Source organism: Mycolicibacterium pulveris (assembly GCF_010725725.1).
GTDB classification, from domain to species: domain Bacteria; phylum Actinomycetota; class Actinomycetes; order Mycobacteriales; family Mycobacteriaceae; genus Mycobacterium; species Mycobacterium pulveris.
In genome coordinates, this window is record NZ_AP022599.1 from 1,262,193 (window position 1) to 1,282,248 (window position 20,056).

The window sequence follows — 20,056 nt, forward strand, 5'->3', positions numbered from 1 at the left end:
CAGAATCGGTTCGATGGCTCTGTTTATCCATCGGGCTGAACGCACCGACCTGCTCGCCGACGGACTGGGCGCACTGCTGTCGGATCCCCTGGCCGACCCGTTCGCCGAAGAGCTGGTCATCGTGCCCGCCAAGGGCATCGAGCGCTGGCTGAGCCAGCGGCTCTCGCACGTGCTGGGCCGGGCCGGCGGCGACGACGGGGTCTGCGCGGGCATCGCGTTTCGCAACCCGCGCTCGCTGATCGCGGAGTTGCTCGGCATCGACAACGGTGCCGACGACCCGTGGGCGCCCGACGCCATGGTGTGGCCGCTGCTGGAGGTGATCGACGCCAGCTGCACCGAGCCCTGGTGCGAACCGCTGGCCACCCACCTCGGCCACTTCGAGGCCGGCGAGGAGAAGGAGCTGCGCCAGGGCCGCCGCTACGCGGTGGCGCGCCGGCTGGCCGGGCTGTTCGCCTCCTACGCGCGGCAGCGCCCGCAGCTGCTGGTCGACTGGGAAGACGGCGTCGACGCCGACGTGCCAACGGATCTGCTGTGGCAACCGCCGCTGTGGCGGGCCCTGCTCGACAAGGTCGACGCCGACCCGCCGCACATCCGACATGCGAAAACCGTTGCGATGCTTGAGGAATCGCCCACCGAGCTGCCGCAGCGCCTCTCGTTGTTCGGCCACACCCGGCTGCCCAGCACCGAGATCGAGCTGCTGCGCGCGCTGTCCACCCACCACGACCTGCACCTGTGGCTGCCGCATCCCAGCGACCGGCTGTGGTCCTCGCTGCGGGGCGTGCACGGGCAGATCCCCCGCCGCGAGGACACCAGCCACCGCGAGGTCGACCACCCGCTGCTGGCCACCCTCGGCCGCGACCTGCGCGAGCTGCAGCGCGCCCTGCCCGCCGACCCCCACACCGACGAATACCTGCCCGGCCCCGAACGCCCCGACACCCTGCTGGGTTGGCTGCAGTCCGACATCACCGCCAACGCGGTGCGCCCGAAGGGCCGGGTGCACAACGCATCCGACCGTTCCGTGCAGGTGCACAGCTGCCACGGCCCGGCACGGCAGATCGACGTGCTGCGCGAGGTGCTGCTCGGGCTGCTCGCCGACGATCCGACGCTGGAGCCGCGCGACATCCTGGTGATGTGCCCGGACATCGAGACCTACGCGCCGCTGATCGTGGCGGGCTTCGGGCTCGGCGACATGATCAAGGGCGTGCACCCGGCGCATCAACTGCGGGTCAAGCTCGCCGACCGCGCGCTGACCCAGACCAACCCGCTGCTCGGTGTCGCGTCGCAGCTGCTCGCGCTGGCCGGCGGGCGGGCCACGTCCAGCGAGGTGCTCAACCTCGCGCACGCCGCGCCGGTGCGGGCCCGGTTCGGCCTGACCGACGACGACCTCGAGGACATCACCCGCTGGGTCCGCCAGGCCAACATCCGCTGGGGTTTCGACCGCGAGCATCGCCAACCGTTCGGCGTCGACTTCATCCAGAACACTTGGCGTTTCGGCATCGACCGGGTGCTCGCCGGGGTGGCGATGTCCGACGACTCGCACGCCTGGATCGACACCACGCTGCCGCTCGACGACGTCAGCAGCAACCGCGTCGAGCTGGCGGGCAAGCTGGCCGAGTACGTCGATCGGTTACAGCGGGTCGCCGAATCCCTCACCGGCGCAAGGCCGTTGAAGGACTGGCTGGCCGCGCTGACCGATGGTGTCCAGCTGCTCACCGATGTCGGGGACGCCGACGCGTGGCAGATCAGCCAGTTGCAGCGCGAATTCGGTGACGTGCTCGCCGGCGCCGGGTCGCGCGCCGACACCCTGTTGCGGCTGCCCGACATCCGCGCGCTGCTGCAGCGGCATCTGGCCGGCAGGCCGACGCGGGCCAACTTCCGCACCGGCACGCTGACGGTGTGCACGATGGTGCCGATGCGCTCGGTGCCGCACCGGGTGGTGTGTCTGGTCGGGCTGGACGACGGCGTGTTCCCGCGGCACGGCATCGTCGGCGGCGACGACGCGCTGGCCCGCGACCCGATGACCGGTGAGCGCGACATCCGTTCCGAAGACCGGCAATTGCTGCTCGACGCGATCAACGCGGCCACCGAGACGCTGGTGATCACCTATACCGGCGCCAACGAGTACTCGGGGCTCCAGCGCCCGCCGGCGGTGCCGCTGGCCGAACTGCTCGACGCGCTGGACCTCACCACCGAGCAGCCCGTGCGCAAGCGTGTGGTCGTCGAGCACCCGCTGCAGCCCTTCGACACCCGCAACGTCATCCCCGGCGGGCTGGTGCCCGAGCAGCCGTTCTCGTTCGACCCGACGGTGCTGCGGGCCGCGCAGACCCGAAGCGGCGAACGACACGAACGCCCGGCGTTCATCTCCGGTCCGCTGCCCGACCCGAGCGCCGACGACGTGGTGCTCGCCGACCTCGTGGCGTTTCTGCGCGATCCGGTCAAGGGCTTCTACCGGGCCCTGGACTACACGCTGCCGTGGGAGGTCGACGGCGTCGAGGACGCGATGCCGGTCGACATCGACGCGCTCGAGGAGTGGACGGTCGGCGACCGGATGCTGCACGACATGCTGCGCGGCATGGACCCCGACGAGGCCCGCCAGGCCGAGTGGCGCCGCGGCACCCTGCCTCCGGGAAACCTGGGCTGGCGCAAGGCCACCGAGATCCGCGACCAGGCGGCACTGCTCGCCGAGGCCGCCGCACCGTACCGCAGCGCCGAACCCTGGGCCGTCGACCTCGACATCGACCTGGGCTCCGGGCGGCGGCTCACCGGCACCGTGTCCCCGTTGTTCCGGAACCATCTGGTCTCGGTGACCTACTCCAAGCTGGACGGGCGCCACCTGCTGCCGTCATGGATCCGGTTGCTGGCGTTGGCCGTTCACGATCCGGGCCGCGAATGGTCGGCGGTCTGCATCGGCAGGCGCAAGCACGGCACCAATCCGCGGGAGGACACGCTGCGCGCCCCCGCCGGTGGTGCCGCCGCACTGCTGGCCGACCTGGTGGCGCTGTACGACGAGGGCCGTCGCGAGCCGTTGCCGCTGCCGGTCAAGACGTCGTTCGCATGGGCGGAGGCCAAACACAGTCGCCGCGACCCCGAATGGGCGGCGGGCAACCGGTGGCGCACCCAGAACTACCGGGGTGAGGATCAGGAGCCCGCGCACGTGCGCACGTGGGGCCGGGGCGCATGGCTGAAGGTCCTCATCGACAAGGGGCTCGACTCGTACGCGAGCAGGCTGTGGCTGCCGATGCTGGAGGCCCTGGACTGATGAAGGCCTTCGACCTGCTGGGCCCGCTGCCGGCGCCGGGCTCGACCACCGTGCTGGAGGCCAGCGCGGGCACCGGAAAGACGTTCGCGCTCGCGGGGCTGGTCACGCGCTACATCGCCGACGGCGAGGCGACGCTGGACCAGATGCTGCTGATCACGTTCGGGCGCTCGGCCACCCAGGAGCTGCGCGACCGCGTGCGGAGCCAAATCGTCGACGCCGTCGCGGCTTTCGACGACCCTGCGGTGGCGGGCGATAACCAGCTGATCCAACAGCTGCTGAAGGGCAACCCCGCAGAACTCGAGGCGCGATGCCGACGGCTGCGGGACGCGCTGGCCTCCTTCGACGCGGCGACGATCGCCACCATCCACCAGTTCTGTCAGATGGTGCTGCGCTCGCTGGGGGTGGCCGGGGACACGGACGCGGGTGTGACGTTGGTGGACAGCCTCGACGAGCTGGTCACCGAGATCGCCGACGACCTCTACCTGCGCCACTTCGGCCGCGAGCGCGACGACCCGCTGCTGAGCCACGCCGACGCGCTGCGCCTGGCCCGCGAGGTGGTCAAGCACCCGGCCACTCAGTTACGCCCGGTGGACCCGGAGCCGGACTCACGGGCCGCGGTGTGCGTGCAGTTCGCGAAAGACGTTCTGGCCGAGCTGGAAATCCGCAAGCGCCGCGGGGGCATTCTCGGCTACGACGACCTGCTCAGCCGGCTGGCCGGCGCGCTGGCGGCCCCGGACTCCCCCGCGCAGGTGCGGATGTATCGGCGCTGGCCGATCGTGATGGTCGACGAGTTCCAGGACACCGACCCGGTGCAGTGGCAGGTGCTCGAGCGGGCGTTCTCCGGGCGCTCCACCCTGATCCTGATCGGCGATCCCAAGCAGGCCATCTACGCGTTTCGCGGCGGCGACATCGTCACCTACCTCAAGGCCGCCGAGACCGCGGGTGTGCGCATGACGCTCGGCAAGAATTGGCGCAGCGACGGCGCGCTGGTCAGCCGGCTGCAGGCGGTGCTGCAAGGCGCCGAGCTCGGCGATCCGCGCATCGTCGTGCATCCGGTCGAGGCGCACCACCAGGGTTCACGGCTGAAGGGAGCCGGCGATCCGTTCCGGCTGCGGGTGGTGCGACGGGAGAGCTTCGGGCGCAACGGAACCCAGGTGATACCGATCGCTGACCTGCGTGAGCACATTCCCCGCGACCTCGCCGCCGACATCAGCGAACTGCTCACCGGCGGCGCCACGTTCGACGGCCGCGGCCTCTGCCCGCGCGATGTCGCGGTGATCGTGGAGCGCCACGATGATGCCCGCGCGTGCTATCAGGCGCTGTGCGACGCGGGCATTCCCGCCGTGTACACCGGCGACACGAACATCTTCAAGTCCGAGGCCGCCGACGACTGGCTGTGCCTGTTGGAGGCGTTCGACCAGCCGCACCGGCCCGGCATGGTGCGCGCCACCGCGGCGACGCTGTTCTTCGGTGAGACCGCCGACGGTCTGGTGCGCGGCGGCGACGCGCTCACCGACGCGGTGGCGGACACGTTGCGCGAGTGGGCCGGTCATGCCCGCGAGCGCGGCGTGGCCGCGATCTTCGAGGCTGCGCAGCTCAACGGCATGAGCGACCGAGTGTTGTCGTGGCAGGGCGGTGAGCGGTTGATGACCGACCTGGCCCACGTCACCCAGCTGCTGCAGGAGGCCGCGCACCGCGAACACTTCAGCCTGCCCGCCCTGCGCGACTGGCTGCGCGCCCAGCGCGAGGAACGCAGCGCCGCGGTGGAGCACTTCCGGCGGCTGGACCACGACGCGACCGCCGTGCAGGTCATGACGGTGTGGGCGGCCAAGGGCCTGCAGTTTCCGGTGGTGTACCTGCCGTTCGCGTTTCAGCGGTCCGTGCCGAAGCCCGACCTGGTGCTGTTCCACGAGGGCGACACCCGCTGTCTGCATGTCGGCGGCAAGGACAGCCCCGACTACGCCGACGTGGCCAGGCTGGGGGTCGCCGAGGACGCCAGCGACGACAGCCGGTTGACGTATGTGGCGATGACGCGGGCACAGGCCCAGGTGGTCGCGTGGTGGGCCCCGGCGTTCAACGAACCCAACGGCGGGCTGTCGCGGCTGATGCGGGACCGTCGACCCGGCGACTCCGCGGTACCCCATCGCTGCTCGCCGGAGAAAATCAGCGACGACGACGCGATGACGCGGTTCAAGGAGTGGGAGGCCGCGGGCGGACCGGTCGTCGAAGAGTCGGTGTTGCGGCCGATCAAGCCGCTGCCGCGCCCGTCGGTGCCGGACACGTTGGCGGCCAGGCATTTTCACCGCTCGATCGACACGTCCTGGCGGCGCACGTCGTACTCGGGGCTGATCCGCGCCGCGGAGGCGACGCCGGTGAGCAGCGAGCCCGAGGTCGACGAGCTCGACGACGAGGTCGCCGAGATACCGCTGGTGACCTCGCCGGTCGGCTCCGATGTGCCGTCGCCGATGGGCGACCTGCCGACAGGGGCGAAGTTCGGCTCGCTGGTGCACGCCGTGTTGGAGACCGCCGACCCGTTCGCACCCGACCTCGAAACCGAGCTTCGGGCCCACATCGTCGAGCACTCGGTGTGGTGGCCCGTCGACGTCAACGCCGAGGATCTGGCGGCGGCGATGGTGCCGATTCACGACACCCCGCTGGGTCCGCTGGCGCCGGGAAAGACGCTGCGCCAGATCGGGTTGCGGGACCGCATGCGTGAGATGGAGTTCGAGTTCCCGCTGGGTGGCGGGCACCTTCGCGCGGTCGGTGAGCTGCTGCGAACGCACCTGCCCGCCGACGACCCGCTGGCGTCGTACGCCGATCGGCTGACCGGCGCGGCGTTGGGCGGACAGCCGTTGAAGGGATACCTGTCGGGCTCGGTGGACGCGGTGCTGCGCGTCGACGACCGCTATCTGGTGGTCGACTACAAGACGAACTGGCTGGGTGACCCGTCGCGGCCATTGACCGCCGCCGACTACGGGCAGCCGCGACTGGTGGAGGCGATGCTGCATTCGGACTATCCGCTGCAGGCGCTGCTGTACAGCGTTGTGCTGCACCGGTTCCTGCGGTGGCGGCTGGCCGGTTACGACCCGTCGCGGCATCTGGGCGGGGTGCTGTACCTGTTCCTGCGCGGGATGTGCGGGCCGCAGACCCCGCTGGTCGACGGCCATCCCGCGGGGGTGTTCAGTTGGAGGCCGCCCGCGGCGCTGACGGTCGAGCTGTCGGAGTTGCTGGCATGACGAGCGTGGAGTGGCGACGGGCGGTCAGCGCGAGGGGCCTGCTGCGCAGGTTCACCGACGACGAGCTGATCGAGTCGTCGGATGTGCATGTGGCGCAACGGTTGACGCAGTTGGCGGGCGAGTCCGACGAGCGGGTGGCGTTGGCGGTCGCGCTGCTGGTGCGGGCGCTGCGGGGCGGGTCGGTGTGCCTGGATCTGCCGTCGGCCGAGGCGCAGGTGGAGGTATCGGGGCTGGCGGCGGCGGTGCGGGCGAGCCCGCTGACGGGGGTGGCCCTGCGCGTCGACGGGAAACTGCTCTACCTCGACCGGTACTGGCGCGAGGAGCAGCAGGTCTGCGACGACATCCTGGCGATGCTGGCCGCCCAGCCGGCGCGGGCGTCGGCCGATGTCGACCGGCTGTTTCCGGCGGGGTTCGAGGAGCAGCGCGCTGCGGCGAAAGTGGCGCTGTCACAGGGGCTGACGGTGCTGACCGGCGGCCCGGGTACGGGCAAGACGACGACGGTGGCGCGGCTGCTGGCGTTGTTGGCGGGCGGAACCCGGTTGCGGATCGCGTTGGCGGCGCCGACGGGTAAGGCCGCGGCGCGGCTGCAGGAGGCCGTGCAGACCGAGGTCGACAAGCTGTCGGCGGCCGACCGGTCCGCGCTGGCGGGCCTGCAGGCGACGACGCTGCACCGGCTGCTGGGCAGCCGGCCGGACACGTCGGCGCGGTTCCGGCACAACCGGGCAAATCGGTTGCCGCACGACGTGATCGTCGTCGACGAGACGTCGATGGTGTCGTTGACGATGATGGCGCGGCTGCTGGAGGCGGTGCGCCCGGATGCGCGGTTGATCCTCGTGGGCGATCCGGACCAGCTGGCGTCGGTGGAGGCCGGCGCGGTGCTGGCAGACCTGGTGGACGGGTTGGGGGCGCAGCGGATCGCGGAGCTGAAGACGTCGCACCGGTTCGGCGAGTCGATCGGCGCGCTGGCGGCGGCGATCCGGGCGGGCGACGCCGATGCCGCCGTCGAGGTGTTGCGTGCGGGCGATGCCCACATCGAATGGGCCGACACCGACGAGCCCGCCGAGCACTTGCGAAAGATACTGGTGCCGTGGGCGATTGAGCTTCGGCAGGCAGCGATCCTGGGTGACGACACCGCGGCGTTGGCCACAGTGAAGCAGCACCGGTTGTTGTGCGCGCATCGCCGCGGCCCGTACGGCGTGCGGTACTGGAATCATCAGGTCGAGCGGTGGCTGGCCGAACGCACCGGCGAGCCGATCTGGTCGGACTGGTATGCGGGCCGGCCGGTGTTGGTGACGGCCAACGACTATGGGCTCGGGCTCTACAACGGCGACACCGGCGTCACGGTGCAGCGCGACGGGGTGCTGCGGGCGGTGATCGCGGGCACGTCGCGGTCGGAGTTCGCGACCAGCCGGCTGGCCGATGTCGAGACCATGCACGCGATGACGATCCACAAGTCGCAGGGCAGCCAGGCCGACGAGGTGACCGTGCTGTTGCCGCCGCAGGACTCGCGGCTGTTGACCCGCGAGCTGTTCTATACGGCGGTGACGCGGGCCAAGTCGCGGGTGCGCGTCGTCGGCCCGGAGGCGTCGGTGAGGGCGGCGATCGAGCGGCGGGCGGTGCGAGCGTCGGGCTTGGCCCACCGCCTCGCCGGCTGAGGCTATTCTCGCCGCGAACGTGGGTTACCCGCACACCTACGCGCCGTTTGGCGTGCGTCGAGCCCACACTCGGCGCACGACGGGTAGGCCCACCCCCTTGTCGGCGCGAACGTGGGTTACCCGCACACCTTCGCGGCGTAAAGCGTGCGTCGACCCCACACTCGGCGGGTGAAGCGCACAGAGGGAACGCCCATCGCCGCGAACGTGGGTTACCCGCACACCTACGCGCCGTTTGGCGTGACACGAGCCCACACTCGGCGGCAAGAGGGAGCGGCGGGAGAGCCTGCTAGGTTTGGGCGGATGAGCTCCATCGCCGTCATCCCCGGGGACGGGATCGGTTCGGAAGTGATCGAATCGGCACGCGCCGTGCTCGACGCCGTCGCCGCCAAACACGAAATCGACTTGTCCTACACCGAATTCGACTGGTCCTGCCAACGCTACGAACGCGAGGGCGCGATGATGCCCGACGACGGCATCGAAACTCTCAGCCGCTTCGACGCCATCCTGCTCGGCGCGGTCGGCTGGCCCGGCGTGCCCGACCACGTGTCGCTGTGGGGGCTGCTGATCCCGATCCGGCGGGCGTTTCGCCAGTACGTCAACCTGCGCCCGATCCGGGTGTTCGACGGCGTCGCGAGCCCGCTGCGGCAGGCCGACGGCGTGGACTTCGTCGTCGTGCGCGAGAACGTCGAGGGCGAGTACAGCGAGATCGGGGGCCGGCTCAACCGCGGCTTCCCCGACGAGATGGCCGTTCAGGAGTCGGTGTTCACCCGCGCCGGGATCAGCCGCATCGCCGACTTCGCGTTCGAACTCGCCCGCAAGCGGCGCGGATACGTCACGTCGGCCACCAAGTCCAACGGCATCGTGCACACCCTGCCGTTCTGGGACCAGATCGTGGCCGAACGCGCCGAGCAGTTCCCCGACGTCCGCTTCGACAGCGAGCACATCGACGCGCTGGCCGCCAAGTTCGTCCTGCAACCGCAGCGCTTCGACGTCGTGGTGGGCTCAAACCTGTTCGGCGACATCCTTTCTGACCTCGCTGCGGCGGTCGCCGGGTCGATCGGGATCGCGCCGTCGGCCAACCTCGACCCCACCAAGCGCTATCCGTCGATGTTCGAGCCGGTGCACGGCTCGGCCCCCGACATCGCAGGCCGGGGCGTCGCCAACCCGGCCGGCGCGGTCTGGTCGGCGGCGTTGATGCTCGAACACCTCAGGCACCCGCAGGCCGCCGCCGAGGTGCTGGCCGCGATGGAGTCCACGCTGGCCAGCCCCGACACCCGCACCGCCGACCTCGGTGGCAGCGCCTCGACCGCCGACGTGACGCAGGCCCTCGTCACGCGGGTGATTTCGGCGCGCTAATCGCCCGTCACGGTCCATAAGCGCGCCGAAATCGCTAACTTGGACGCATGCGGCTGCTGATCAAGAACGTCGAGATCTTCGACGGCCTGTCCGACCGCCCGACCTCCGGGCACGTGCTGGTCGACGGCCGCACCATCGCCGCCGTCGAGACCTCGCCGATCAGCGAGGACGGCGCCACGGTCATCGACGGCAACGGCCGCACGCTGATGCCCGGCATGACCGACGCGCACGTGCACCTCGTCGGGATGGCCAACACGCTGATCGACTTCGTCATGGCGTCGCAAACCCAGCTCGCCGCGATGTCGCTGGCCAAAGCCAAGGACGTCGTGCTGCGCGGGTTCACCACCGTGCGCGACATGGCCGGCGACACCGCGGGCCTGAAGAAGGTGATCGACGACGGCCTCGCGGTCGGCCCACGAATCTATCCCAGCCAGGCCGCGGTCTCGCAGACCGCCGGGCACGGCGACTTCGGCTGGGTGTATCAAACGCCGACGGCGCTGGGCGGCAAGGAGTCTCGGGCCGAGGAGATCGGCTTCATGCGGGTCGCCGACGGCCCCGACCGGGTGCTGGCCGCGGTGCGCGAACAGCTCAAGCTGGGCGCCTCGCAGATCAAGCTGATGGCCGGCGGCGGCGCGGCGTCGCTGTACGACCCGCTCTACACGTTGCAGTTCACCGAGGCCGAGCTGCGGGCGGCGGTGATGGCCGCCGAGGACTACGGCACGTACGTGGCCACGCACGTCTACAACGTCGCGGGCATCCGCCGGGCCGTCGACGCCGGGGTGAAGTCGATCGAGCACGGCCATCTGGCCGACGAGGCCACCGTCGCGCTGCTCGCCGAGCGCCGCGTGTGGCTGTCGATGCAGCCGTTCGAAGAACACGACCACCTTTTCATCAGCGAAGACAGCGCCGCCAAGAACCGCGAGATCTGCGGCGGCACCGTGCAGGTCTACGAGTGGGCGAAAAAGCATGGGGTCAAAACGGCTTGGGGCACCGACCTGCTGTTCGAGCCCGAGCAGGACGCCCGCCAGAGCGACATGATGGTCCGGCTCAGCGAATACTTCACCAACCTCGAGGCGCTGAAGATGGTGACCTCGGGCAACGCCGAGCTGTTCCGGATGGCCGGCGAGCGCGACCCGTACAAGTCGGCGCGGCTGGGCGAGATCACCGCGGGCGCGTGGGCGGACCTGCTGCTGGTCGACGGTGACCCGCTGGCCGACCTGAGCGTGCTCGGCGACTCCGGGAAGAACCTGGCGCTGATCCTTAAAGACGGCACGATCGTGAAGAACACGTGCGATATTGGTACCCGTGGCAACGATTGACCGCACCCGTACCATCGCGGCGCCGATCGAAGAAATCTGGGACGTACTGGCCGATTTCGGCGCGATCAGCACATGGGTCGACAACGTCGAGCACTCATGCATCCTGGTCAGCCGGGCCAAACCGCTCGGCACCGCGCGCCGGGTCCAGGTCGGGCGCAACACCCTCGTCGAGACGATCGTCGAGTTCGACCCGCCGCACACCCTGGCCTACGAGATCGAGGGCCTGCCCAAGCAGATGGGTGAGCTCACCAACCGCTGGACCCTGCGGCGCGAGGGCGAGGACACCACGGTGACGTTGACCAGCACGGTCGAGATCGGCTCGCGGCCGGACCAACAACTGGCCGAACGCGTCATCTGTCGCATGCTGGCCCACCAAAACGCGTCGATGCTGGCCGGGCTGGCGAAACGAATGGAGAGAGCACGTGTCTGAGCGTCCCGACATCGTCATCATCATGACCGACGAAGAACGCGCGGTTCCGCCGTACGAGGCGCCCGAGGTCCTGGCGTGGCGGGACCGAACGCTTAAGGGCCGCAAGTGGTTCGACGAGCACGGCGTCAGCTTCCAGCGGCACTACACCGGTTCGCTGGCCTGCGTGCCGAGCCGCCCGACGATCTTCACCGGACAGTACCCCGACCTGCACGGCGTCACCCAGACCGACGGCATCGGCAAGACCGCCGACGACACCCGCATGCGCTGGCTGCGCAAGGGCGAGGTGCCCACCCTGGGCAACTGGTTCCGCGCCGCCGGCTACGACACCCACTACGACGGAAAGTGGCACATCTCCCACGCCGACCTGATCGACCCCGCGACCGGCGAACCGCTGGCCACCAACGACGCGGACGGCGTCGTCGACCCGGCCGCCGTGCAGCAGTACCTCGACGCCGATCCGCTTGCACCGTTTGGCTTTTCGGGATGGGTCGGCCCGGAGCCGCACGGCGCACCGCTGGCCAACGCGGGCATCCGGCGCGACCCGCTGATCGCCAACCGTGTGGTGGCGTGGCTGACCGACCGGTATGAGCGCCGCCGCGCCGGCGACCCCGACGCGCTGCGGCCGTTCCTGCTGGTGGCCAGCTTCGTCAACCCGCACGACATCGTGCTGTTCCCGCTGTGGTCGCGCAGGAGCCCGATTTCGTCGTCCCCGCTGGATCCGCCGCCAATTCCGAAGGCGCCCACCGCCGATGAGGACCTGAGCGACAAGCCGGCCGCCCAGATCGCCTACCGCGAGTCGTACTACTCGGGCTACGGGGTCGCGCCCGCGATCGAGCGGATCTACAGCCGAAACGCCCAGACCTACCGCGACCTGTACTACCGGTTGCACGCCGAAGTGGACACCCCGATCGACCGGGTGCGCCGCGCGGTCACCGAAGGCGGTTCCGAGAACGCGGTGTTGGTACGCACGTCGGATCACGGCGATCTGCTGGGCGCCCACGGCGGCCTGCACCAGAAGTGGTTCAACCTCTACGACGAGGCGACCCGGGTGCCGTTCGTGGTGGCGCGGATCGGGTCGGCGGCCACGACCGCGCGCACCGTGACCGCGCCGACGTCGCACGTGGACATCGTGCCGACGCTGCTCGGCGCGGCCGGGGTCGACGTCGATGAGGCGGCGGCCAAGCTGGCCGAGACGTTCAGCGAGGTGCATCCGCTGCCGGGCCGCAACCTGATGCCGGTGGTCGACGGCGAACCCGCCGACGAGTCGCGGCCGGTGTACCTGATGACCCGCGACAACGTCCTGGAGGGCGACACGCTGGCGTCCGGGCTGGCGCGTCAGCTCAAGCAGACCGTCAAACCGCCTGCGCCGCTGCGGATCCAGGTGCCGGCGTGGGTGGGGTCGAACTTCGAGGGCCTCGTGGTGCAGGTCGACGGCGTGCCCGGCGGCGAAGGCCATCTGTGGAAGCTGGTGCGCACGTTCGACGATCCGGGGACGTGGACGGAGCCGGGGGTGCGTCACCTGTCGGCCAGCGGGCTGGGCGGCGAGACCTACCGCAGCGAGCCGGTCGACGACCAGTGGGAGCTCTACGACCTGACCACGGACCCGACCGAATCCGAGAACCGGTGGGACGACCCCGCCCTGCACGAGCTGCGTCAGCACTTGCGGATGGAGCTCAAACAGGCTCGGGCGGCGTCGATTCCGGAACGCCACAACCCGTGGCCGTACGCGTCGCGCAGCGCCCCGCAACCGGGCCGCGGGGTGCGTGGCGCGCTGCAGCGGATCGGGGTGCTGCCGAGTTGACGAACGCGACCCACACCACGCCGAGGCGAAACTCGCCGCGGGTGACCACGTGGCGGTGGATCGCGGCGATCTTGGCGCTGACCCAGTTGGCCGCGCCGTTCGTCACCCAGGCGGTGGCGGGTGACTTCCTGGAGTCGGGGGCGACGAACGCGGCGCTGATCACCCCGGCCGGCTACGCGTTCAGCCTGTGGGGCCTGATCACGGTGCTCAGCGCGGCGACGATGCTGGCGGTGCTGCGGTTCGGGCTGGGCGCGTGGTGGGAGACGCGCGTGCTGGTCGACGCCAGCGTGGTGTTCGCCGGGTTCAGCGTGTGGCTGCTGGTGGCCGCGCAGGGCTGGCTGTGGGTCAGCGTGGCGGTGTTCGCGCTGATGGTGTCGGCGCTCAGCCACATCATGCGGCTGTTGGTGCGCCGCAGCCATGACCTGACGTGTGCGCGGTGGCTTGCGGTGTTGGCGACGGCGACGTTCGGGCTGTATCTGGGGTGGAGCAGCATCGCGGTGTTCGCCAACGTCGCCGCGGCGCTGATCGACAGCGGTGTGCCGGCCACGGCGGTGTGGTGGCAGCTGGCGGTGTTGGTCGCGGCCGCGGCGTTCGCGGTCGGGCTGGCGCGGATGCTGCGCGGGACGCCGGCGTATGTGGCCGGGGTGTTGTGGGCGCTGGTCGCGATCGCCATTGGTGCTGCGCAGCGCGGCAGTGCGGTGTTGGCGACGACGGCGATGCTGGCCGCGGCGCTGGTGCTCGTCGCGGCGGTGACGGCGATGCACCGACGCCGGGTCTGACGGTTCCGTAACACCCGCGCGGCGCGCGGCGATGATCTTGACGTAGGTGCCGTTCGGAGTCGGGGAGGCCGTGTGCGTCGTCGCTGGAGGGCCGCGCTGGTAGCGGTCGCGCTGTCAGTCGCCGTCGTCGTCGGAGAGTTTTCGCCCACAGTGGCGCAGGCGCAGCCGACGGCCGCGGTGAAGGACTTCTCCAAGCCGGCGATCGTCATTCTGGGGTACGGCCTCCATCCGAACGGCACCATGCGCCCGGTGTTGCGTCGTCGCGTGCTGATGGGGCTGACCGTGGCGCAGTTCTTTCCGCAGTCGCCGGTCATCGTGACCGGCGGCAACCCGCGCAACGGCATCACCGAGGCCGCGCAGATGCGCCGGATGCTCACGCTGCTGGGCTTTCCGCCGCACCGGATCATCGTCGAGGACAAGGCGAACAGCACCGTGCAGAACGCGCGGTTCTCGGTGCCGCTGGCCGAGGAGGCGGACACGTCGGGCATCATCCTGGTCACGTCGTCGTCGCACCAGGACCGCGCGGACACTACATTCATCAACGAGGGCGCCAACATCCTTGCCACGGTGAGCTTTCCCGATGAGAACCCGCAGACCAACGTGGTGCAGTTCGTACACGACGTGATGAGCCCGTTCATCAACGTGCGCTAGCCCGGTGGTATCGGCGAGCCGCCGAGTGAGTAGCTACGGTCGCGATCCGGCGGGTTTGACAACCGTGGCTGCTATCTCGGCGCCAACGGCCAGCGGCCCGCCGCCGAGTGAGTAGCCACGGTCGCGATCCGGCGGGTTTGACAACCGTGGCTGCTATCTCGGCGCCAACGGCCAGCGGCCCGCCGCCGAGTGAGTAGCCACGGTCGTGATCCGGCGGGTTTGACAACCGTGGCTGCTATCTCGGCGCCAACGGCGAGATAACAAGGTGATCACTGCCCCGCGCGGGGGCACGGACACCGACGGCGTGGCTGCTACTTTCGCGCGGTGACGAACGGATTCGTGCAGGTTGCGCGCCGGGTGTGCGCGGTGGTGGGCGCCGCGGTGACGCTGGCCGCCGCTGGTGCCGTCGTCGCGCCGCAGGCGGCGGCGTACTCGCGCGACGGGCTTCCGGTGGAGCGGTTGAGCGTGCCGTCGCCGGCGATGGGCCGCGACATCATCGTGCAGTTCCAGGGCGGCGGACCGCATTCGGTGTATCTGCTCGACGGCCTGCGCGCCCGCGAGGACGAGAACGGCTGGGACATCAACACCGGGGCGTTCGAGTGGTTCTATGAGTCGGGGATCTCGGTGGTGATGCCGGTCGGCGGGCAGTCGAGCTTCTACAGCGACTGGTACGCCCCGGCGAAGGGCAGCGAGGGCACCGTCACATACAAGTGGGAGACGTTCCTGACGCGTGAGCTGCCGACGTGGCTAGCGGCCAACAAGGGACAGGACCCTCGCGGCAACGCGGTGGTGGGCCTGTCGATGTCGGGCGGGGCGGCGCTGACGATGGCGGCGTGGTATCCGCAGCAGTTCATCTTCGCCGCGTCGCTGTCGGGCTACCTCAACCCGTCAAAGGGGTTGTGGCCGACGCTGATCGGGTTCGCGATGAAGGACGCCGGCGGCTTCGAGGCGGTCGACATGTGGGGCCCGCCCAACAACCCGGCCTGGCAGCGCAACGACCCGATGCTCAACATCAACCGGCTGGTGGCCAACCGCACGGCGCTGTGGATCTACTGCGGCAACGGCGCGACAAGCGATCTCGACGCCGGCGGCGACTTCGGCACCCAGTTCAGCGCGCAGTACCTGGAGAACATCACGCTGAGCACCAACAAGGAGTTCAAGGAGAAGTACCTGGCCGCCGGCGGGCGTAACGCGGTGTTCAACTTCCCGCCCAACGGCACGCACAGCTGGGGTTACTGGGGCGCCCAATTGCAGGCGATGAAACCGGATCTGGTGCGGATCCTCACCACGCCGGTGCCTCCCCCGCCGCCGCCCGTGCCCGTGCCGGGCGCGCCGATGCTGCCGCCCGCGCTGCCGCCTGCTCTTCCCGCGCCGGCGCCGGTCGGTTAGGCCTCGCCTTGCCGGTGCAGGTGCTTCCACCACCGGGCACCGCCGGCGAACGCGACGAGCAGGCCGATGCCGCCGATCACGATGCCGGTGAACAGCGACAGGAACATCGGGTCGACGGTGTCGCCGATCGTGCCCGGGCCGAACATGCCGCCGACCAGGAAGCCGAACAGCGGGGCCAGCACCGCGACCGCCAACCCGAGAAGGGTCGGCCACATCCCCGGCGGCGTGGGTTCGAGCACGACGGGACGTCCGTCGTCGAGAGGTTCTTGATCGGGTGGGGCGCTAGTCATCGGACCTCACTCTCCTGATATGCGAAACACCGTCACCCGTGGAATCGGCTGGGCGTTCGGTGCTTTCGAGGAACGGACGCACGATGTCCATCGGGATGGGGAACACGACGGTGGAGTTCTGGTCGGCGCCGAGCTCGAGCAGGGTCTGCAGATAGCGCAGCTGCAGCGACGCCGGGCTCTCGCTGAGCGTCATCGCGGCGTCGCGCAGCTCGGTGGAGGCCTGCAGCTCGCCGTGCGCGCTGATGACCTTCGCGCGGCGTTCGCGTTCGGCCTCGGCCTCGCGGGCCATCGCGCGCTGCATCATCTCGGGGATCTCGACGTCCTTGATCTCCACCACCTCGACCTGAATCCCCCACGGCTCGGTCTGTCTGGCGATCGAGGCGGCCAGGTCCTCGTTGAGGTCGGCGCGGTGCGCGAGCAGGGTGTCCAGATCGGCGCGCCCGACGACCGACCGCAGCGTGGTCTGGGCGATCTGCGAGGTGGCCACGGCGTAGTTCTCCACGGCCATCACGGATTTCGTCGCGTCGATCACCCGGAACAGCACGACGGCGTTGACGCGGGCGGTGACGTTGTCGCGGGTGATGACCTCCTGCGGCGGGATGGTCAGCGTCACCGTGCGCAGGTCGACGCGGACCAGCTTGTCGATGCCGGGCAGCACGACGACGATGCCGGGCCCGAGCGGCCCGCGCAGCCGCCCGAGCCGAAACGCCACCCCGCGCTCGTACTCCTTGATGATGCGCAGCGACGCGATGCCCACGCCCAGCAGCACCACGGCCAGGAAGACGATCACGACCACCCAGGCGCCCATCAGCGTGGCTCCCGACGATCGGATGCGTATGAGGTGCGACGACGAAGTTCCGCTTCGGCCAGTCGGTTTCGCTCCTCGATGTTGTCGTCAAGCGACTGGAACACCACGCCGTCGGGCACCGCCGGGGTGCGCCGCAGGTGTGACCACAGCGGCAGCGACACCAGCCCGGCGGCCACCGCGCTCCCGATCAGCAGCAGCGCCTCGGGCACGGTGTCGGCGGCCAGCGCCATCGCCAGCGGCCAGATGACCGCGATAGCGCTGACGGCGCAGGCGATTCCGCGGTGAAACCGGGCCGCCTCCGATGCGGGCCAGCTGTCGATCGCCCGGCTGACCTCGCGGCCGTCCTGCGAGGTGGTGCAGGTCTGCTTGACCGGGCAGGCGTTGCAGATCGACGGGCTACCGCGGTAGCGCATGACGCGGTTGTCCGGGTCGAACGACGTCGGCCACAACCACTGGTCCTCGGGGCACAGCCAGGCATCGTGGTCCTCGTGGTAGACGAACGGACCGTTGCGGTGCCCCTCCACCGCGGCCGCCGCGCGCCGAGCGAAAGTGTCGATGCCGTAGGCGATCAGGACCAGCAGCGCGGCGTAGCCGATGGTCAGCCAGGTGGCGGCCTCGATGCCCACGGTCACGGGCTCGCCCCGGTGTCACGGTCATCGGGTGCCGGCGGGCGCCGGTCCGAGGCGTAGCGCGACGTGCTGCTGCCGCCGCCCGCGGTGGCCAGGCCGGTGCGGTCCTCCTCGGCCTCGGCGTGCTCCTCGACGAACAGCGTCTCGGGCGGCAGCGTCCTGGCCGTCGCCTTGATGCCGTATCGCACACCGAGCCAGGCGATCCAGAGGAACGGCAGCACGCCCCCGATGATGAACAGGAAGTCTCCGGGCATGCGCAGCCACTCCAGCACGGCGTTGCCGGGCTGGGCGATATAGCCCAGCGAGCGGGCCTCGTAGTAGCCGTCGTTGACCGAATGCCACAGCTGCAGCACCCCCAGCGGCAGCAGCGTGGCGAACACCATCCAGGCCAGCCCGATGTTGAGGCTCCAGAACGAGATCTTGGCCAGTTTGTCGGGCCATTTGTCGGCCGGGATGATGTAGCGCAGCGCGAACAGCGCCAGGCCGACGGCGAGCATGCCGTACACGCCCATCATCGCGCCGTGCGCGTGGTTGGCGGTCAGCGCCGTGCCGATCTGGTAGTAGGACACGATCGGCAGGTTGATCAGGAAACCGAACACGCCCGCGCCCACGAAGTTCCAGAAGCCGACCGCCACCAGGAACATCACCGCCCAGCGGTGCGGGAACGGCGCGCTGCTGCGGGACTGCTGACGCGAGCCCAGCTGCAGGAACGTCCACGCCTCGACGGTGAGGAAGGTCAGCGGGATGACCTCCAGCGCGGAGAAGAACGCGCCAAGGGCCATGTGCTCCACCGGAGTTCCGGAGAAGTACAGGTGGTGCATGGTGCCGATCACGCCGCCCGCCGAGTAGAGGATGACGTCGAGGAAGATCAGCTGGATCGCGATCTTGCGCCGCACCACGCCGAGCATCACGAAGATGTAGGCGACCATGACCGTGGTGAACAGCTCGAGGAAGTCCTCGACCCACAGGTGCACCACCCAGAACCGCCAGAATTCGGCGACGGTCAGGTGGGTTTCGGTGCCGGCGAGCAGCCCGACCGCGTAGAACGCGGGGATGGCCAGCCCGGCGTAGAAGAACAGCCACGGCATGTTGAACTTGCTCTCGGTCTTCAGCCGCGACCGGATCGAGCGGAAGACGATGGCCATCCAGATGAACAGCCCGAGAACCAGCAGGATCTGCCAGAACCTCGGCAGGTCAAGGTATTCCCACTGCTGGTCGAAGAAGATCGAGCCCTTGGCCCAGTCCACGCCGAAGGTGCTCAGCGCGGTGCCCGTCAACGTGCCGGCCACGACGATGAACAGCGCGCCGAGCAGCGCGTAGGCCAGCCAGTGCTGCCGTCGCGGTTCGCGCCCGGAGATGATGGGCGCCAAGAAGATTCCCGCCGCCAGGAAGGACGCCGCCGTCCACAACAGCGACAGCTGCACGTGCCAGGTGCGCGCCAGGTTGAACGGCAGCAGCCGGGCCAGGTCGATGCCGAAGAAGCTGCTCAGATCGGCGCGGTAGTGCTCGATCGCCCCGCCGAGCACCGCCTGGCCGAGGAACAGCACGGCGACCACGAGGAAGAACCAGGCGGTGGCCTTCTGCGACGGCGTGATCTGCACCTCGCCGGGTTGACGGAACGCCAGCGACGGGGTTTCGGTTGCGTGCCAACCGATCTTGCGGCTCCACCGGCCGTAGAGGGCGAACAGCGCGCCGAGCCCCGCCAGCAGCGCGACCAGCGACATCGCCGACCAGACCAGGATGTCGGCCGTCGGGGTGTTGTTGACGCGGTGCTCGGGCGGCCAGTTGTTGGTGTAGGAGTAGGAGTGGCCTTCCCGCTCGGCGGCCGAAGCCCAGGCGGTCCACGCGAAGAACGCGGTCAGGTCGTTGATTTCCTGCGGGTCGGTGATGACGCGCGGGATCAGGCCGTATTTGGTGGAGTCGGTGCCGAAGATCTCGGCGTAGTGGTCGCGGATGCGCTCGAAGGCGGCGGCCTGCTCGGCGGTGAACTGCAGTGTGCCGGTGGCCTCGTCGAAGCGGTTGGTGCGCATCATCTCGACGACGGCGGCGGTGGGATCCTGCACGCCGCGGTCGCGCAGCGCGTCGCCGACGTGGTCGGCCGACAGCCGCAGGTACTCGGCCGTGTAGTCGGGGCCGAGGTAGCCGCCGTGACCCATCACCGAGCCGTACTGCTGCAGCCCGCGGCGCAGGAAGATCTGCTGGCCGTCGGTGATCTGCTGTTCGGTGAACAGCGTCTGGCCGTCCGGGCCGACCACCCGCTGCGGCAGCGGCATCGAGTCGGTGTAGGTCCGCGCCGCGAGCACGCCCATGATCAGGAAGCCGAAGACCATGACAAGCGCGACGCCCTGGACCCACCCTTTCGAGATCGCGAGCTCCGCCTTGGTCGGGCGAGGTTCCAGGAACTGCTCGGTCATGCCAAACCCCCGGGGTTGAGATTCAGAGCGTTCTGATGGT

At 69.8% G+C, this 20,056-nt stretch carries 14 protein-coding genes; 10 read left to right on the forward strand and 4 right to left on the reverse strand.

The genetic code is table 11. The features are described 5' to 3' along the window. Positions 1-13 precede the first annotated feature (13 nt). The 10 genes from recC (at position 14) to G6N28_RS06385 (ending at position 15,875) form a co-directional block, all read left to right on the forward strand. On the forward strand, positions 14-3,259 hold the full coding sequence (recC, locus tag G6N28_RS06340; protein WP_163898261.1) for an exodeoxyribonuclease V subunit gamma: 3,246 nt from the start codon (positions 14-16) through the stop codon (positions 3,257-3,259). Further along, positions 3,259-6,495, forward strand: coding sequence for an exodeoxyribonuclease V subunit beta (gene recB, locus G6N28_RS06345; protein WP_163898264.1), 3,237 nt, complete (start codon positions 3,259-3,261; stop codon positions 6,493-6,495). The genes recC and recB overlap by 1 nt, the downstream gene beginning before the upstream one ends. Then, positions 6,492-8,150, forward strand: a complete 1,659-nt coding sequence (gene recD / locus G6N28_RS06350) for an exodeoxyribonuclease V subunit alpha (protein WP_163898266.1) — start codon at positions 6,492-6,494, stop codon at positions 8,148-8,150. Before recB ends, recD begins: the two co-directional genes overlap by 4 nt. 300 nt (positions 8,151-8,450) lie before the next feature. After that, positions 8,451-9,506 carry a tartrate dehydrogenase gene (locus G6N28_RS06355; RefSeq protein WP_163898268.1) on the forward strand — a complete coding sequence of 352 codons (1,056 nt, stop codon included), beginning with the start codon at positions 8,451-8,453 and terminating at the stop codon, positions 9,504-9,506. 47 nt (positions 9,507-9,553) lie between these two features. Further along, a complete protein-coding gene (locus tag G6N28_RS06360) occupies positions 9,554-10,825 on the forward strand; it encodes a metal-dependent hydrolase family protein (RefSeq protein ID WP_163898270.1) in 1,272 nt (423 codons plus the stop codon). Further along, entirely contained in the window at positions 10,812-11,255 is a 444-nt protein-coding gene (locus G6N28_RS06365; protein WP_163898273.1) for an SRPBCC family protein, read from the forward strand. The genes G6N28_RS06360 and G6N28_RS06365 overlap by 14 nt, the downstream gene beginning before the upstream one ends. Next, positions 11,248-13,056: a sulfatase-like hydrolase/transferase gene (locus G6N28_RS06370; protein WP_163898275.1), complete on the forward strand. Its 1,809-nt coding sequence runs from the start codon at positions 11,248-11,250 to the stop codon at positions 13,054-13,056. The genes G6N28_RS06365 and G6N28_RS06370 overlap by 8 nt, the downstream gene beginning before the upstream one ends. Before the next feature lie 41 nt (positions 13,057-13,097). Then, positions 13,098-13,835, forward strand: coding sequence for a TspO-related membrane protein (locus G6N28_RS06375; protein WP_179962027.1), 738 nt, complete (start codon positions 13,098-13,100; stop codon positions 13,833-13,835). Between the two features lie 72 nt (positions 13,836-13,907). Then, complete coding sequence (locus G6N28_RS06380) at positions 13,908-14,486, forward strand: YdcF family protein (RefSeq protein ID WP_163898280.1); 579 nt, start codon at positions 13,908-13,910, stop codon at positions 14,484-14,486. Positions 14,487-14,843: 357 nt separating this feature from the next. Next, entirely contained in the window at positions 14,844-15,875 is a 1,032-nt protein-coding gene (locus tag G6N28_RS06385; protein ID WP_407665007.1) for an esterase family protein, read from the forward strand. Here the strand turns inward: G6N28_RS06385 and G6N28_RS06390 are convergent. Genes G6N28_RS06390 through G6N28_RS06405 form a run of 4 tightly spaced genes read right to left on the reverse strand, consistent with a single transcriptional unit; the run spans position 15,872 to position 20,016 of the window. Next, the gene (locus tag G6N28_RS06390) at positions 15,872-16,165 is read right to left on the reverse strand and encodes a hypothetical protein (protein ID WP_128108311.1); all 294 of its coding nucleotides are present in this window, start codon (positions 16,163-16,165) and stop codon (positions 15,872-15,874) included. The genes G6N28_RS06385 and G6N28_RS06390 overlap by 4 nt on opposite strands. Beyond that, positions 16,158-16,973 carry a slipin family protein gene (locus G6N28_RS06395; RefSeq protein WP_163898286.1) on the reverse strand — a complete coding sequence of 272 codons (816 nt, stop codon included), beginning with the start codon at positions 16,971-16,973 and terminating at the stop codon, positions 16,158-16,160. Before G6N28_RS06395 ends, G6N28_RS06390 begins: the two co-directional genes overlap by 8 nt. Further along, the gene (locus G6N28_RS06400) at positions 16,973-17,605 is read right to left on the reverse strand and encodes a hypothetical protein (RefSeq protein WP_163898289.1); all 633 of its coding nucleotides are present in this window, start codon (positions 17,603-17,605) and stop codon (positions 16,973-16,975) included. The genes G6N28_RS06395 and G6N28_RS06400 overlap by 1 nt, the downstream gene beginning before the upstream one ends. Continuing rightward, positions 17,602-20,016, reverse strand: coding sequence for a nitric-oxide reductase large subunit (locus tag G6N28_RS06405; RefSeq protein WP_163898292.1), 2,415 nt, complete (start codon positions 20,014-20,016; stop codon positions 17,602-17,604). The genes G6N28_RS06400 and G6N28_RS06405 overlap by 4 nt, the downstream gene beginning before the upstream one ends. Positions 20,017-20,056 lie beyond the last annotated feature (40 nt).

What these genes read in the sequence shown, in the direction of transcription:
- G6N28_RS06405 (WP_163898292.1), bottom strand. Translation starts at nt 20,016, where the DNA reads ATGACCGAGCAGTTCCTGGAACCTCGCCCGACCAAGGCGGAGCTCGCG.
- G6N28_RS06360 (WP_163898270.1), top strand. Translation starts at nt 9,554, where the DNA reads ATGCGGCTGCTGATCAAGAACGTCGAGATCTTCGACGGCCTGTCCGAC.
- G6N28_RS06395 (WP_163898286.1), bottom strand. Translation starts at nt 16,973, where the DNA reads ATGGGCGCCTGGGTGGTCGTGATCGTCTTCCTGGCCGTGGTGCTGCTG.
- recB (WP_163898264.1), top strand. Translation starts at nt 3,259, where the DNA reads ATGAAGGCCTTCGACCTGCTGGGCCCGCTGCCGGCGCCGGGCTCGACC.
- recD (WP_163898266.1), top strand. Translation starts at nt 6,492, where the DNA reads ATGACGAGCGTGGAGTGGCGACGGGCGGTCAGCGCGAGGGGCCTGCTG.
- G6N28_RS06390 (WP_128108311.1), bottom strand. Translation starts at nt 16,165, where the DNA reads ATGACTAGCGCCCCACCCGATCAAGAACCTCTCGACGACGGACGTCCC.
- recC (WP_163898261.1), top strand. Translation starts at nt 14, where the DNA reads ATGGCTCTGTTTATCCATCGGGCTGAACGCACCGACCTGCTCGCCGAC.
- G6N28_RS06355 (WP_163898268.1), top strand. Translation starts at nt 8,451, where the DNA reads ATGAGCTCCATCGCCGTCATCCCCGGGGACGGGATCGGTTCGGAAGTG.